The organism is Paenibacillus sp. fava2, from assembly GCF_058313675.1.
In genome coordinates this window covers 1,341,146-1,356,390 of the sequence record NZ_CM177755.1, presented here as the reverse complement: position 1 = coordinate 1,356,390, position 15,245 = coordinate 1,341,146, and the positions used below count along the sequence as shown (strand labels likewise).

Sequence of the window (15,245 nt, the reverse complement as noted above, 5' to 3'; positions counted from 1 at the left end):
ATCTACACCCCGCTTACTAAGCGGCCAAGAGTACTGTCTGCATCTTCCTCCGCGAGAAATGCCTCGCTTGCCATCGTCAAATTGATCTTGGCCATCTCCATGTATCCCCGCTGCATCGATTCCCGGATTGTACGCTTTCTGCGTTCCGTTAGATACAGCTTCATGGCCTGCCTGATCAATTCACTCCGGTTAGAGTTCTCCAATTGGGCTATCCCATCCACTTCCTGCAAAAGATGATCGGGCAAACTGATCATAATTCTTTTGGTGTTCTGCAAATTGGCCAACTTCTCTTCCACCCCCACAAGCCTTCTGCCCTTGTGTTCCAGTGTTACAATATACAAGGAATTTTATACAAGGAATATATGCAGATAGTATATCAAGTATGCTGCATCCCATTATAAACTAGAAATGGCGGTACGTATAGACTATATGTCACACTCGCCTATACGATTATCCTTTGTATTCTTTTCCTGTATAAGCTAAACTGTCACTAAATTAGGACTTCAGCAGTGGATTCACCAGATTGGGGGCAGCACCTTCACGTATATATACGCGCGGTACACGGTGAGCCAGCATACAGATGACTTCGTAGTGAATTGTGCCTAAATGGAGCGCCAGTTCATCCGCCGTAATCGAGGCGTTGCCCTGGCGGCCGATGAGTACAACCTCTTCGCCAGCTTGGATTTGTTCCGCTTCTCCAGCGAAAGATTTGAGCGTTACCATACACTGGTCCATGCAGATTGTTCCGACGACCGGAGCGCGGCGTCCGCGTATTAGCACCTCCGCCTTGCCTGTCAGCATGCGGGAATATCCGTCTGCGTACCCCACCGGAAGCGTTGCAATAACCTCATCGCTGTCCGTGAAGTAGCGGGTGCCGTAGCTGATGCCATAGCCTGGCGGCAATGTCTTGATATATACCGCCTGTGTCTTCAGCGTCATTACCGGGTGTAAAGCCACGCGCTCGTGGTTTACCTCTGTTGAGGGATAAAATCCGTACAAGCTTATGCCTACACGCACCATGTTACTGGATAGGAAAGGTGTATCAATGGCCGTAGCGCTATTGCCCGTATGTATGATCGGGATCTGTATTTCCTTGTCCCGAAGCGTTTCCGCCACGCTCATGAACCGCCGGTGCTGCATCAGTGTATAGCTTTTGTCTTCTTCGTCTGCTTTGGCAAAATGAGTAAACATGCCCTCCAGCTCCGCCTGCGCTGTCCGGTGCACTTCTTCGATGAAAGCGGGCGCATCGGCCGGCAGAAGCCCCAGCCTTCCCATCCCGCTGTCAATCTTGATGTGTACCTTCAGCCGGTGCTCCGGATCTACAGGAAGCTGTCTTACCGCCTCCAGTACCTCCGGCGTGAATAATGTTACGGTCACCTTGTTCTCCCAGGCAACGGCTATGCCTTCCGGTGAGGTATAGCCCAGCACCAGGATAGGAAGTAGTATTCCCGCCTGACGCAGCTCCAATGCCTCATCCAAAAAAGCCACACTAACATAGTCCGCTCCAAGCCGTTCAAGCTCCCGCGATACTTCCACTGCCCCGTGGCCATACGCATTTCCTTTGACGCATCCCATAAATTTCGTTTCCGCCGGCAGAGCCGCCCGGAAAGCTTCGTAATTGGCACGCAGATCATCCAGATTTATCTCGGCAACTGTAGGTCGATAGCTTGCTTGCACTTCAAGGTCACCTTCTTAATTGTAGTAAAACACCGTCACGGATAACCGCAGCGTTTGTAGTCTTACTGCCAATGGTAATCTTAGCGAAGGATGCTGTCAATGTGAGCATGGCTATCTTTTTGCTGATTGTTCAGAGGTCCCGTCATCATCAATCCATAGTACAAAAAAAAGCGGATACGGCTTGTAGAGGATTGGCTCCCACAATGCACTGTATCCGCCTACTGAATATTACTTACCCGATTGTGCCTGCATAGAAGCGGCAATCTGCATCATTTCGTCAAGCGGCAGATTCGCGCTTGTAATCCGGAATTCCACGCCGTCATTCATCCAAGTGAGCGTCTGCTGCTCATCGCCGGTAAGCGCTCCTGCAGTGAATCCGAGATCGACCAGCGTTGCCGGAGCCAGCGATACCGCACGGTCCAGCGGACGGGCTTCCATAATCGTATACTGGTAATCCCCTTCATAACGGATGAGCACCGCATGGTCTTTATTTCCTTCGATTTTGTGGTAGTCCTTGAAGGTTACACCTGCCGGTATGTATTCCGGCTCAATGACCCCGAAATCTCCCGGCTCAGCTGTTACCTGCTCTGCGTTTTCTTCCCCGGCCGGCGCCGCTACCGGATTGCCGTTTTCGTCAACCTCGGCCACCGTGCTTTGGGAAGGGGTGCCGGTTGCCATATTCCTTTGCATATCAAAAGAATCCTTGGTAAATTCCGGATCAAACTTGAAGCTGTCGAACTTCACGTCCACCACGACCTTGGCTTCGGAATCGGAGACCTGCACCTGCTTGGGCTCGTAGGTTTTTTTGGCCAACCAGATCTTCTGCCGTACGAGTGCGCTGCTCTGGTAGTTCGCCGCCACCTCGAATACGTAGTTGTCGCCTTCCTCAGTCAGCTGGCGGTTGTTGTCGGCAGTAATGCCGCGCAGCAGTGTCTGGTACAGATACACCTGACCCTGATTGTCCGGCCAGTCGCTCTGGAAGCGGAAGCTTTTACCGAGGCTTGGGGTGAGCACGAATACTCCTTCATCGTTACGCAGCACGATCTGCGTTACATCCTTCTGCACATTGGAGAGGCTGATCCGGTAATACGAAGGGTTCTTGTACCATACCTCCACCTTATACTCCTGCGGCTGCTCGCCGGTATAGAGAGTCATCGTGCCCGACCCCTGATAGGCTCCCTGCTTGCTCTCCAGCTTGTCAGACACAGCATTCAAATCCTTCACCACGGAAGCGGCGTCCTTCTTCCCGCAACCCGCGAGCACCAGGGCCACGCTCATAATGATCGCGAGTACCCATGTTATCCGGCGCATGACATCATCCCCTTAACCTGTTTTGAAAAGCATTGATTAGTACATGTCTATGAGGGACTTGCCTGCATTATGCAGACGGGCATGACAAGCCGGAAGGATATTCGCGGAGGCTGGCGGACGCGCCAAAAAGCCCATGCAGGTGCACGGGCTTTCGGGTCTGATTTTATTTCAGCGGAATGAGCTGATAAACACTGCTATAGATCATGTAAAATTTGCCGTTTACCATGATAAAGTCATCGAAAAAAACGTCAGGCTGTTCTCCGCCATCGAACGGACATGCGAATGAATACAGCGTTTTGTAGCTTTTGCGGTCCAGCACGGTCAGCGCAGTTTTTAGATTCATGCCGTTATCGGGCGAAATAGAGATGTACTTGTCATCGATCCGCAATCTGTAGGTTATTCCATTAACAGGTATAGGCGAAAGGGGAATATGCATCAGCTGCTCACCGCTGCCGCTCAGTACATAGAACCCTGAATTATTGGCGAACAGAAGCTTGCCGTCCGCGATGTAGACTTTGGCCGTTGTCGGATCAATCTTCTTGGTCCATTTTTCTTTCCCGTTTGCGCCTACAGCGACCAGTTGCGACGTACTCTGAGATATCTTTATGTTGAGAACATAGGTTTCATTGTTAAGCTTGAGTGCTTGCTCTACTGTGCTGGTTGCATTTAACGGAAAGCTGGATTTTTTCTTAAGATTCCAGTCGTGGACGTCAAAGGATACCGATTGGCCCTTGGTATTGTATTTGAGCGTCAATACTTCATTCTCGGCAATTCCTCTCATAAAATTGGCTGGCTGCATTCCCTTGCTTGTGAAGCTTTTAGTCCAGGCTATGGTGCCTTCAGGTTCACTGCTGAGATCATAGAGTCGCCGTACACAATTAATTTGTTATTCACCATATTATGTATACTTATTCTTTTGGGATATAAGGTCTGCCATTGTATCGTCCCCTTGGGGCTTACCGAATACACGAACGTATCATTAGAGAATTGTTTCAGTCCTGCTCCAATTACACTGTAGAGATTTCCCGCTTCGTCAAAAAAGGCATGGTTGCCCAGTTTAAAGCCTCCATAGACCGGAAGTTTCCACTGAACTTTATTCGTCTTCGCATTAATGGTTACGATATACTGCTGAAGCAGCTGCCCCTTGGCATTACGCGGATTATTACCCGTGATTGGCGCTCTGAAGTACAGAAGTCCGTTCGCTGTTCCTAAATAATAATAGCTGTGGGAAGCAACAGGGAAAAGGATCGGTTCCAGCATCTCGAAGGGTTGCTCCGTTCCAGTATCCGGGTTCACGGCCGCAGCAGCAGCGGCGGGGATATAGCTGAGCGGAACAACGACTACCATCAGCACAATTAGAAGACTTAATATTTTTTTCATAGCAGCTCCTTATATCAGCCGGGCAATCTTTTCAATCTCTGCTGCGGAGGCAGCCAGCTGCTGCATGGAGGCTGTAATTTCTTCGGTTGCCGCAGCCTGACGCTCACTCTGGGCCAGACATTCCAGCAGCGTTGCATCCATCTGATGAATATTCTTCTTGATTCTTTCCAGAATGCCGGTGATCTCTTTGGCGGATGAGGCACTGGAAACAGACATTTTCCTGATCTCCTGCGCCACAATACCGAAGCCCCGGCCGTGCTCGGCGGCATGCGCCGCTTCAATGGCCGCGTTAAGACCGAGCAGGTTGGAGTTATCGGCCACTTTTTTAATAAAATCGAGAATCTCATCGGTCTTATGGAGCTCTTCGACCACTGTCTGGCCGAGCCCCTTCAAATCACTTACGATGTTCGCCAGATCAGAAGCGGTGCCCGCAATTTCTTCCGAGGTCGAGCTGATCTCTTCGGAGGTGACGGACAGGACGCTTGCTGCATCGCTTAACGTCTCCTGATTGCTGAGACTGATACCAATCGTAAACACACCGCTAATTGCCCCTTCTCCGTCCCGGATCGGTATTGAGGTTGACTTAAAGGGCCAGCCGTAGATTTCTTTGGAAATATCGGCACTTACCATCTCGCCTGTCTCCAGCGCTGCCCGTATTCCTCCTCTCGGCGGGACGGGCATGCCCTCCTGAATGCGGATATCCAGCTCTGTTCCCGGAAGATAGTAGATAAACTTCTCCATATCTGCCAGGGCGAACATGACATCAATAGGAAATAAGCGCTGTACTAACGGCAGTGATATTTTCAAAGATTCCAGCAACTGCTCATGATTTGTCTCATTTTGGTTAATCAAAGCTTCTCAGCCCCCGCAATAGCATTTTTTGCCCATTATAACATGGGACAATAAATCTCTATGTTACATATGCACACAAAGACTTCAGATTTTTTATTTTTATATCCTATTGCTTGCACAAATACTTGATACAACCAGATTGTAAGAACCAGCTACTGCTCTGATTAGGAAGCGGAGGCATAATAGCTAATATTTCTCAGTCAACATTCATCTTTGCACAGCCGATAGATATAGACGAGTCTGTCTGCAGGGTACTCAAGAAACTAAAGGAGAATGAATACGATGGGGAAAGTAAAAAAAATATCTAATTCAATAAGTAATATCTCTTTGAGGGTGAAGCTTCCTGTCTTATTAAGCTTGTTGGTTGCCTTAGTCCTCTTGGCCACATCGGTAACGGTATACTTCTTCTCCTCGGATCTGCTGCTCCGGAAGAGCAAAGATGAAATTAACGCAAACGTGGACCGCATTGCTGAAGGGCTGTGGACTTCAATACAGCTGCAGGAGCAAGTATCGTATTCAGTATCAGTGCATAATACCTTCAAACAGCTATTGAATCTTAGGGCACAAGGAACCCTGTCTGATGAAGCGTTTTTTTCTTCAGAAAACCCCTACTTTGACAAAGCAAATACTATTCTTCAGGAAAGCCTGAACGGCGGAAGCGCCAGTGATTCCTTGCTCGTCGTGGACCCTAAAGGGACTATCCTTGCAGCAACAAACAAAGACAACATAGGGGCTTCCCGGGCAGACCGTGAGTATTTCACGGAAGCCTTGAAAGGACAACCCTTTGTCAGCGATGCCATTGTATCTAAAAGCAGCAACAAGTTATTACTTGTATTCTCCCAGCCGATCAAAGATTTGGAAGGAAACGTTGTCGGCATCCTGGCGATGACTGTAGACAGCAGCTTCTTCACGGATAAACTCGGCAACATAAAAATTAACGGTCAAGGTAAAATAGAGATTTTAAGCCGGAGCGGAATTATCCTGTATAACTCTACCGACCCTACACGGATCGGACAGAGTCTTGCCGGTACTCCCGGGATGGATAATGTACTGGTAATTAAGGCAACGGATGAGATAGAAAGGCAATCCACTGAATTGAGCACGGAGTATCTGAGAATGAATAAGATCCCAATGGCCGACCTTACTATTTCCGTTATCGATTCCTACGCCGATATTAAACGTCCGATTCAGGATATATTGATGAAAATCTTCATTGTAACGGTTATCGCCCTGCTTGTCGCCATTGGTTTCGGTATGCTGCTGTCGCGTTCTATAACCAAACCTGTTATCAAGCTGACCGCGCTGTTCAAAACATTGGCAAACGGAGATTTAACCATCGGTGCCGATGGCCGCTATACAAGTGAGTTCAAGGATTTGGCTGACAGCTTCAATATCATGGTCCGGCAAAATAAAGAGCTAATCACCAATATGAATAACTCTATTTCAGTGCTCAACACAAGCACCAATGAACTGGAGCAGACTTCTAAACAGACCGCCCGCTCCATTAATGAAACCTCGGTAACCTCCACGAGTATTGCCCAGGCGATGGAACTGCAGTCCAATGATACCGAGCACATAGTCGGTAAGTTCTATGGATTCAGCGAGAAATTTGCTACGATAAACGATAACGCTCAATCCGTCAGACAAAGAGCTGAGGAAATCATTGAGGTCTTCCATACCAGCAATCAGGTCGTTGATGGTTTAATTCAGATCAGTGATAAGAATGAACAAGAGGTCCAGAAAATCTCGGCGATCACAGTAAAACTCCAGGAAAGCTCCAGCAGCATCAGCAATATAACAGGAGCAATCAATCAAATCGCCGCTCAAACGAACCTGCTTGCACTGAACGCATCGATCGAAGCCGCAAGAGCCGGGGAACACGGAAGAGGTTTTGCTGTAGTAGCCTCCGAGATCCGGAAGCTCGCTGAACAGAGCACGAAGCAATCGAATGAAATCTATGACATCATTCAACAGAATCTTGACTATGTCGCAGAAAATAATGATAGCGTAGCAGAAATCAATAATATCTCCGCCAAGCAGGATGAGCTCGTTGCACAGACCCAGAAGGCATTCCAAACCATTCTGGACAAAATCACAGACATCACGGATCAAATTAAAACGATGGCCGATGAAATTGCTCATATGCAAAAAGACAAGGACGACGTGCTCGATTCAGCTCAAAGCCTCTCGGCTACCGGTGAAGAAGTTTCTGCTTCGGTGGAGGAAGTTACCGCTACCATGGTGGAACAATCCTCCACCATTGAACAACTGGCTGAGATGGTAGAAACCATTGACCAGCTCACTAAAAATCTGGCAGAATCAGCCTCTAAATTCCGCGTCGAGTAAGTGTACCATTCTCATACGTTTTCATATTAGACATACCAAAAAGAAACCCGGGTCATTATCAGACCTCGGGTTTCTTCTACGTTTCCACGATATTGGCTTGGCCTGCAGCAAATATCATTTATTTTTCCTCACCCTCTTGCCGATACGACATTTTATGTCGTACCACCTGTTATATACTCCGGATGTAACAATCAAACCAGCGAAATGAGGTACGCAGACCTATGCCCAAAACAAAACGCGGACGTGTGCTTTGGTCCCTTCCTACACGGGGCCGCGGGACATGCCCGATCTGTACAAGCACTCGCATCAAGCTGCTCTATCCGAAAGTGAAAAGCGACGGCACTGGCGTTAAAGTATGCAAACGGTGCAGCAAGGCGCCGCAGGTTAAAGTGGACGCCATCTAAGCTGCTGCGTAATGGCCGGCTATTTCCAGACACTATTCTGGGGCAGCCGGCCTTATCTCCTATCCGGATTTGTCACATAACCGGAGGCTGCCTATACTGAAGCATAGATGAAAACTGCGACACTATCTTTTTCTACTATATATTTACTATAAAAAGGAGACTTTTCCTTGAGCCATACGCACCGCATCCAATGGTTTGACCAGCAGGTGAGAGCCGGCCGCTATCCGAACAGCAGATCGCTCGCAGAGCAATTTGAAATTTCCAAGCGTCAGGCTCAGCGGGATATTGAATATATGGGTTCCTCCTTGTGTGCACCGCTGCAGTATGTAGCCAGGGAACGCGGCTATTGCTATGAGGATGACAGCTTCATGCTGCCTTATCTGTATATGACTGATCAGGAGAAGCAAATCCTCAAATATCTGGCTTACCGTTACAGCCAGTATAATTACGAGAACGGGCCGGAGATACGGCGGATCGGCCATTTGCTGGGCCGCCTGACCGGACAGCAGGAATTGGAGCGTGAGGCACGGCTGCCGCTTTTTGCAGTCAATCCCCGCAGCCTGCAGATGTTTGAGCTGCTGGATCATGCCATCCGGAGCCGGATCACTGTGAAGCTGATCTATGACGGTACAGACGGCGAGCTTGAGCTCTGTCCCCTCAGGCTCGAGAATCACTACGATGCCGACCATCTTATCGCCAGACCGGCGGATCAGCAGGCGGGGCAGCCCAGGTACTATCTGCTGTCCTCCATTCTTCAGCTGCAGCTGACCGGGCAGCATTTTGCAGACGGGCCTGACCCGGGCTCCCGGCCGGCGACCGGACGCAGGCTGAAGCCGTTCACTGCCCGGCTCCGGCTGTCAGCTCCCCCGCCGGACGGACACTGGCACGGCTTCCCGGCGCGATTATGCAGCGGGGATCTCTGCGAGGTAGATTTTCTGGACACAGAGCTGTTTATCCGCCATCTGCTGATGACAGACTGGCTGGAGCTTACCGGCCCCACATGGCTGCAGGATAAAGTAACTGCCAGATGCCGGACTGTACTCCATTTACTGAACCCGGAGGAACCACATTAATGATACTGGATCATATTGAGATGCGCCGGGAGTCGAAATCCTTTACAGATGCAGCCTACGCCATTCTGACTGCAGCCGGCCGCTTTGACGGGCCCAAGTTTATGCTGTCCGGACTCAGCGGCATGGCTTTCAAGTTCGCTGCTCACCGGAGGCTGCTCCACCATTCGGTTACCGCCTACGGCCAGTGGGGCATCGAGCACAACCCCGGCATCGATAATCTGGGGCTTCATACCGTACATGATGCCGGGCGCTCAAGGCACAGCTCCTTCGGGAGCTATCAGCAGGATGCCGTCAACTGGGTCAGGCAGAGCATTAATTCCGGCATCGGTGCCGTATATTGGATACCGGAATTCGGCGTTATACACGGCTATGACGATGAAGCTGAAATATTTTATCTGCAGGACGGCAGCTCCGCAGGCACGCAAGTACTGCTGTACGACAATTTCGGGATCAACTTCACCTCCTTCTGGTATTGCCGGATTTTTGGGGATCAGGTGAGCATTCCGCTGACAGATGCTGTACTGGAATCACTGCGGCTCGCACTGTATAACTGGGACACCCCGTACAAAACGCTCCCCGACCGGGAGATTGCCTCCGGCCGACTGGCCTACCGGTATGTAATTAATGCACTGGGGCAGGACGATTACGATGCCGATGGAGCCGGCTATCTATTAGCTTCCTACCTCTATTCACGCACAGAAATCAGGGATTATCTGCAGGAGGTCCATTGCCGGCTTCCGGGCCTTGACGAGGTTCACCGTCTCTACCGGGAGCTGACACTGATCATTGGCCCGGCAGTTACCGCTGTACTGCCTGCTCTTTCCAAAGGACAAAAGCTGCCGGAAGGCCTGATGGCTTCTTTATGCGATGTATTCAGTCAGGCTGAAGCACTGGAAGAGAGGGCCATGGTGCTCGTCCGCCTGATCTCCGGACGCTATCCTGACCGCAAGCGTTCGCTTGTTCCCCGGTGGGGTGCCCACACCGCCAGGTAACAAACAACTCCCCTCCAGAAAGCAGGATGATCTATGAGCGCAATTATGCTTCCCTCCGTTCAGTTCAGAGCGGAGTCCCTTTCTTTTACAGATGCTTTATACGGTGTACTTGCGGCCAAGGGCTGGTTTAGCCTGCCCAAGCCGATGCTCGCCGGAATGACCGGGGCGTGCTTCCGCTTCTCCGTCCACAGGCAGCTTCATGCCGATTCAGCCACCGCCTACAACTGGATGGCAGAGCATCTGGTGGCCTGCGACCTGATCGGCGTTACTGCTTCACAGTGGGGCGGGTTCCATTTCACACCGACCTTTCCCCTCTATCAGCGTCAGGCTGTCCGGGACATCAAAAGCTCCATCGACCGCGGCACCGCTGCCGTCCTGTGGAAGGACAGATTTGTTATTGTGAACGGATACCACGAAACAAAGCAGCTGTTCTACTATCTGGACGGCCGTTCGGCCGGGGTACAGGAGCTGTCTTTTGCCGGACTGGGTCTGAACCAATCGCCCTATTGTTATTACCAGGTCTACGAAAATCTCCTTGAAACCGAAGTACTCCAGGTCATTAAGGAGTCCTATATGCAGGCTGTATTCCGGGCGGAAACTCCTGATGTTATGTTACCCGAAGCAGACTATGCCTGCGGGCTTGCCGCTTACGACGCTATTCTTAACGCGCTGCAATCCGGTAATTATGATGCTGCAGGCGCCTATGAAACCATCTCTGTCTATGCCGCAGCCAAACGTGATGCCGCACAATATACACGGTTTGCTGCAGGCTACTGGGCTGCTTCACAAGAGGTAGCCCGGTACTATGCTGAATTGGCGGTTTTGTATGAAAAAATGCTGGCTTCTTCCGAGATGAACAGCATACCTGGCGCTCTCTCTGAACCCGGCAGCACCTTCATTGACTTATTTCACGCTGCCCGGGCAGCGGAAACAGCAGCTATCCGTTCGATCCGGACGCTGCTGCATGAGCCGATTGCCAACCGCTTCGATGATGTCGGGCTGCGCTGACAGCTGTTATTCGATCGGAAAGTACAAATCCATAAAAATTGAATTGCCCTGCTCAAGCTTTTCTTCAAGCCAGAAACGCTCATGGCTACAAGAAGTCTGGTAACCTTTGCTGTTTACCCAGGCAGCCAGCTTCTTCCAGCCCAGCGGGATCCGCTCAAAAGGATCAGCGAACGGCTCGGTAATCCGCAGCACAGCATATTTGCAGCCTTCCACATGCTTGTAACTTAGCCCGGAGTCCAGCGATTCGGGCTGCTGATCCACCGCTATCCAATATTCATAGCCGCGCAGCCCCTTTTCCTGCTCCCCGTCAGTAACGGGCACATCAAACCCGAATTGCCTTGCTCCGGCATCCATCCCGGTTTCCCGGGCCCACTCCGTAACCATAGCGATCACTTCCTCCTCCGGATTACGGCTGATCTTTACTCCGCTGACCACACTCATAGACTCCAGGCTGCACACAGTTATCTCACTTAAATACTCCATCATTACACCTCCGTGAAATTGGTTAATCTGCTGTCCCAATACCGGCTTTGGCGGCAAAATATAACCTGCATTCCTGCAGCTGCTGGGCAACTGGCTGAACTCCTGCTGGAAAGCTCTGCTGAACGCCCGCTCCGAGCTGTAGCCGTAATCGAGTGCAATATCCAGTATTCTTTTTCCCTGCATAACCTCCAGCATCGCATGCCCCAGCCGTCTTCTGCGGACATACTCCATCAGAGTGACATCGAGATGAATGCCAAACAGCCGGTGAAAATGAAACTTGGAGAAGCCGGCATACTGTGCGCATTCTTCAATAGTAAGCGGTTCTTTCAGCCTTTCCTCAATGTAATCAATTGTTCTTTGCAGACATTCCATATAATCCAACAGGCTCCACATCCTTACTGCAGCAGTTAAGCCAATTATAATAAGACACGGTTTTCACCGCAGGACATTTCTTGCTGCTTCCAGGCAATAAAGTTATAATCACTATATATTTTAAGAACTAAAATAGTTATGGAGCGTGTCTGCCAATGAGCACGGATCAACAAAAGTCACAGGCTATCCTTAGCCTTATGGATACAATGGCTGCTGTCCAGCAGAAATCACAGGTATTTATTGAACGCATCAACAAGAATGAAACCCTGAGCCAGAATCAGCTCATGCTGCTGTTTCAGCTGCAGCTTGCCGGAAGCCTGAAGATAACGGAAATCGCAGAAAGATTCGTTGTTACACCGGGTGCCGCTTCCTCCATGTGTGACAAGCTGGAAGAGGCCGGCCTGATTCAGCGGGTCCGCACGAATGAGGACCGCAGGGTGGTCAACATCGAAATTACCGGGGAAGGAACCCGGCGGATTCTGCAGCTGTTTGACAGGTTTGAAATCGCCGAGCTGCACAAGTTTACAGATACTCTGCACCAGATCAGCAGCCTGATGAATGAAATTACCGGCCAATAAGCTCCTTACAGCACTGACTCTGTTAATGAGGCGGTGTTTTTTTTTGCTTCAAAGAGAAGGAATTTATTTTATTGACTATATATTATAATAAATATATATTTTAATTATTAAAATAAAATCAGACGAAGGTGATCACTGCATGCTTAGTCCATCCACCCAATCGGCCGCACCAGATATGCCTCCTTTTAAGGTAAGAGGCGCTCTCAGCCGGCGCGAAGATTTGACTGCTTCCTCGGTTGAGGTATTCGGCCAGTTCAAAGCGTCAGGAACAGTGACTGCAGGCCGGTTTAAGGTGTCGGGAGAATGCCGGATTGCCGGGCATTGTCAGGCGGCACAGGTCGACAGCTTCGGAAGCCTGAGGATGCACAGTCTTGAGGCAGAGCATGTCCGGTCCAGCGGATACCTGTCGGCGGCGGAAGATATCACCACAGTAACCTTTCTGGCAAAAGGAGCCGTACAGCTTGGCCGGCTTACCGCCTCAGAGTCCGTTATCATCCGCCTGAGCGCCAGCAGCAGAATAAATCAGCTTAAAACGGAGGGTTCCTTGACTGTAAGCAGCACTTTGCCGGGCCTCTCCTTTTTTACCAAACCTTTTCACCGCTTGAACTGCCGCTTGCTGGAGGGGGATTCACTTCAGCTTGAGCATACGACAGCTGAAAGGGTCTGCGGCAACCGGATTACCATTGGGCCGGGCTGCCGGATTCAGGAGGTCTGCTATACGGAAAGCCTGCATATCGATAAAGCTTCCACGGTAAAAACGATCGTAAAACTTAACAGTCCAGGAGGAACCTCAGAATGAATAACGCCACTGTATTCCGTAAAAATGCTGCGTCCCTTGCCGGCAAAATCGTTGTCAGCCTGTTTATGCTTCCGATCCTCGGTGTATGGACGGCCGGCAGCGCCGTTTGTTCAATCCTCGCGCTAATAGCAGCTTTTCTAGGGTTATTCGGCTGGAAGGGCGTCTCGCTCACCCTTTATCCCGGGTATGATCTGCCGCGTATCCTCAGTTTTCCGTTAGGGCTCGTACTGGCTCTGCTGCTGTATGCTTCATTCGTATATACCAGACGTTTTCTCCGGCGCTGTCTGCACTATATCAAATCCTGAGTTATACCTGCCCCAAGGCAGCAGAAAGAGCCCGCACCATGGCGGGCTTCTCTCTGCCAGTTCCAAGCCTCCGGTTAACGGAGTGATTCGGCGATCTTCAGCACCTCGTCCCGCTCCAGCCCGTGAGTTACAAAATTGTACAACACGCCATCAGCTTCCCAATCCAAATTCCGGTCATCCATCATTACAGCGTCAACACCGTTAAGCTTTACCGGTTCTACTTTACCGTCGAAAGACATTTCGTAGGCCGTTTCCTTGTCGGAATAACGGAACTGCATTTTGAGGTCCTGCCCTTCATGCTCACTGCTAAAGAACAGATCCAGATACTTGCCGTTAACGCCTTCCTCCGACTTAGAGAATTCCCCCCGGTCAAAAGCAAATCCCTCCGGCAGATACTCCGGCAGCTTAACCTTGAACATCGCATATTGGTCCAGCTCCGCCCGGCTCTTCACGGCCACTATACGTTCTGCCGCTTCTTTATCGAGCCGCTCTTGTTCACTTTTGGTAATCAGCTTATCCCCGTCAAAATTAACAATCTGCTCTCCGGCGGCATTATAAATCTCATCAACTTTGAGCGAATCAGAAGTGATTACGTTACCGTCCTTGTCGAACAGCTTGCCCTCCCATTCCTTTGGAAAATCGGGAATCTGCGTTGTATCCATCTCATGGGCAATAATGTTGCCGAGGTTAATGCTCTGCAGCACTCTGCCCAGAAGCTCCTGGGCATATGACGGCTTGACGAAGCTGACGCTCAGCGCACCGGCCACCAAAAGGGATGCCATTATCATGGCCGGGCGTTTCCACCCTGTTTTTATTTTCATTTGTTGTGCCTCCTGTTTAAGTTGGGTACGGCTCTGCACTTTGGCAAGCACTGCCGCCTTATGAGCCTTGCTGTAATCCTGTCCGGCCAGCGCCCGGCCCAGCTCAAGCAGCTCAAGTGATTCCTGCGGTCCGCTCCAGTCCGGAGCATTGTTCAAATGCACACCGTCATCAACAGCCTTTGCAAACTCCTGTACATTGTCTTTTTTCATAGCTGCTCCACGCTCCCTATTTCAGCCTTCAGCTTTTTCATGCTCCGGTACAGAATCACGCCGACGTTGCTCTCGGACATGCCGGTTAGGCTGGCGATCTCTGTATTTTTCAGATCTGCACCAAATTTCAGCGCGACAATATTCCGCTCCTTAGCTGATAAAGCATCCAGTGCCATGCCCAGCCGGTTGTTGCGCTCCCCTTCCAGCAGCTGCTCGTCCGGCGTTTTTTTGCCCGATACCAGCTCCCGGACCGCCTCCAGCGGAAAAAACAGATTTCTCTTCCGGCTGCGGTAATGATCGTTCACGACATTTCTGGCGATGGCGAACAGCCACACCTCAAAGGGTGCTTTGTCCGGGGAGTAGCTGTGCAGCTTGGACCAGGTTTTTTCAAAAACCTGGCTGGTCAGGTCCTCCGCCGTATAACGGCAGCTGACGCGGTAAGCGGTATAGTTGAATATCCTCGAATAATAGTCTTCAAAAACGGAAGTGAACACCCTGCCCGTATCTGCACTAACGGCCGCAGCAGCGGGGTCTTCTTCCTTCACTCTCGTGTGCCAAAACGATTGCAGCAATGCGCGCTCTTGCATCTCTCTCAGGCTCTCCTTTCTTAAGCAAATTCACCGGGCCAAGTGAT

17 protein-coding genes are annotated in these 15,245 nt (G+C 50.5%); 8 read left to right on the top strand and 9 right to left on the bottom strand.

The window, feature by feature from the left end:
* Positions 1–2: 2 nt before the first annotated feature.
* The 6 genes from AC4G46_RS05945 to AC4G46_RS05920 form a co-directional block, all read right to left on the bottom strand.
* Positions 3–284, bottom strand: a complete 282-nt coding sequence (locus AC4G46_RS05945; protein ID WP_039878289.1) for a CopG family ribbon-helix-helix protein — start codon at positions 282–284, stop codon at positions 3–5.
* A 211-nt stretch (positions 285–495) separates the two neighbouring features.
* Positions 496–1,677 carry an alanine racemase gene (gene alr / locus AC4G46_RS05940; RefSeq protein WP_491127116.1) on the bottom strand — a complete coding sequence of 394 codons (1,182 nt, stop codon included), beginning with the start codon at positions 1,675–1,677 and terminating at the stop codon, positions 496–498.
* 228 nt (positions 1,678–1,905) lie between these two features.
* A complete protein-coding gene (locus tag AC4G46_RS05935; RefSeq protein WP_491127115.1) occupies positions 1,906–2,988 on the bottom strand; it encodes a LolA family protein in 1,083 nt (360 codons plus the stop codon).
* 163 nt (positions 2,989–3,151) lie between these two features.
* Positions 3,152–3,769 (bottom strand): hypothetical protein, encoded by a 618-nt coding sequence (locus AC4G46_RS05930; protein ID WP_491127114.1) that lies wholly within the window; start codon positions 3,767–3,769, stop codon positions 3,152–3,154.
* Positions 3,770–3,816: 47 nt separating this feature from the next.
* Positions 3,817–4,368, bottom strand: a complete 552-nt coding sequence (locus tag AC4G46_RS05925) for a hypothetical protein (protein WP_491127113.1) — start codon at positions 4,366–4,368, stop codon at positions 3,817–3,819.
* A 9-nt stretch (positions 4,369–4,377) separates the two neighbouring features.
* Positions 4,378–5,220: a methyl-accepting chemotaxis protein gene (locus AC4G46_RS05920; RefSeq protein WP_491127112.1), complete on the bottom strand. Its 843-nt coding sequence runs from the start codon at positions 5,218–5,220 to the stop codon at positions 4,378–4,380.
* Positions 5,221–5,502: 282 nt separating this feature from the next.
* On the opposite strand from AC4G46_RS05920, the gene AC4G46_RS05915 reads away from it, so the two are divergent.
* The 5 genes from AC4G46_RS05915 to AC4G46_RS05895 all read left to right on the top strand — a co-directional run bounded on the left by AC4G46_RS05915 (position 5,503) and on the right by AC4G46_RS05895 (position 11,043).
* Entirely contained in the window at positions 5,503–7,566 is a 2,064-nt protein-coding gene (locus AC4G46_RS05915) for a methyl-accepting chemotaxis protein (protein ID WP_491127111.1), read from the top strand.
* Positions 7,567–7,787: 221 nt separating this feature from the next.
* On the top strand, positions 7,788–7,970 hold the full coding sequence (locus AC4G46_RS05910) for a hypothetical protein (RefSeq protein ID WP_342564624.1): 183 nt from the start codon (positions 7,788–7,790) through the stop codon (positions 7,968–7,970).
* Positions 7,971–8,137: 167 nt separating this feature from the next.
* Positions 8,138–9,043 (top strand): helix-turn-helix transcriptional regulator, encoded by a 906-nt coding sequence (locus tag AC4G46_RS05905; RefSeq protein WP_491127110.1) that lies wholly within the window; start codon positions 8,138–8,140, stop codon positions 9,041–9,043.
* Positions 9,043–10,035: a hypothetical protein gene (locus AC4G46_RS05900; RefSeq protein ID WP_491127109.1), complete on the top strand. Its 993-nt coding sequence runs from the start codon at positions 9,043–9,045 to the stop codon at positions 10,033–10,035. The genes AC4G46_RS05905 and AC4G46_RS05900 overlap by 1 nt, the downstream gene beginning before the upstream one ends.
* A 33-nt stretch (positions 10,036–10,068) precedes the next feature.
* Positions 10,069–11,043 carry a hypothetical protein gene (locus AC4G46_RS05895; RefSeq protein ID WP_491127108.1) on the top strand — a complete coding sequence of 325 codons (975 nt, stop codon included), beginning with the start codon at positions 10,069–10,071 and terminating at the stop codon, positions 11,041–11,043.
* Between the two features lie 6 nt (positions 11,044–11,049).
* On the opposite strand, the gene AC4G46_RS05890 is transcribed toward AC4G46_RS05895, so the two are convergent.
* On the bottom strand, positions 11,050–11,898 hold the full coding sequence (locus AC4G46_RS05890; RefSeq protein ID WP_491128803.1) for a helix-turn-helix domain-containing protein: 849 nt from the start codon (positions 11,896–11,898) through the stop codon (positions 11,050–11,052).
* 155 nt (positions 11,899–12,053) lie between these two features.
* On the opposite strand from AC4G46_RS05890, the gene AC4G46_RS05885 reads away from it, so the two are divergent.
* The 3 genes from AC4G46_RS05885 to AC4G46_RS05875 all read left to right on the top strand — a co-directional run bounded on the left by AC4G46_RS05885 (position 12,054) and on the right by AC4G46_RS05875 (position 13,580).
* Complete coding sequence (locus AC4G46_RS05885) at positions 12,054–12,476, top strand: MarR family transcriptional regulator (RefSeq protein WP_491127107.1); 423 nt, start codon at positions 12,054–12,056, stop codon at positions 12,474–12,476.
* Positions 12,477–12,615: 139 nt separating this feature from the next.
* Entirely contained in the window at positions 12,616–13,275 is a 660-nt protein-coding gene (locus AC4G46_RS05880; protein WP_491127106.1) for a hypothetical protein, read from the top strand.
* A complete protein-coding gene (locus tag AC4G46_RS05875; protein WP_491127105.1) occupies positions 13,272–13,580 on the top strand; it encodes a hypothetical protein in 309 nt (102 codons plus the stop codon). Before AC4G46_RS05880 ends, AC4G46_RS05875 begins: the two co-directional genes overlap by 4 nt.
* Positions 13,581–13,654: 74 nt before the next feature.
* On the opposite strand, the gene AC4G46_RS05870 is transcribed toward AC4G46_RS05875, so the two are convergent.
* Positions 13,655–14,611, bottom strand: a complete 957-nt coding sequence (locus AC4G46_RS05870; protein WP_491127104.1) for a DUF4367 domain-containing protein — start codon at positions 14,609–14,611, stop codon at positions 13,655–13,657.
* Positions 14,608–15,198 (bottom strand): sigma-70 family RNA polymerase sigma factor, encoded by a 591-nt coding sequence (locus tag AC4G46_RS05865; protein ID WP_491127103.1) that lies wholly within the window; start codon positions 15,196–15,198, stop codon positions 14,608–14,610. The genes AC4G46_RS05870 and AC4G46_RS05865 overlap by 4 nt, the downstream gene beginning before the upstream one ends.
* Positions 15,199–15,245: the final 47 nt, after the last annotated feature.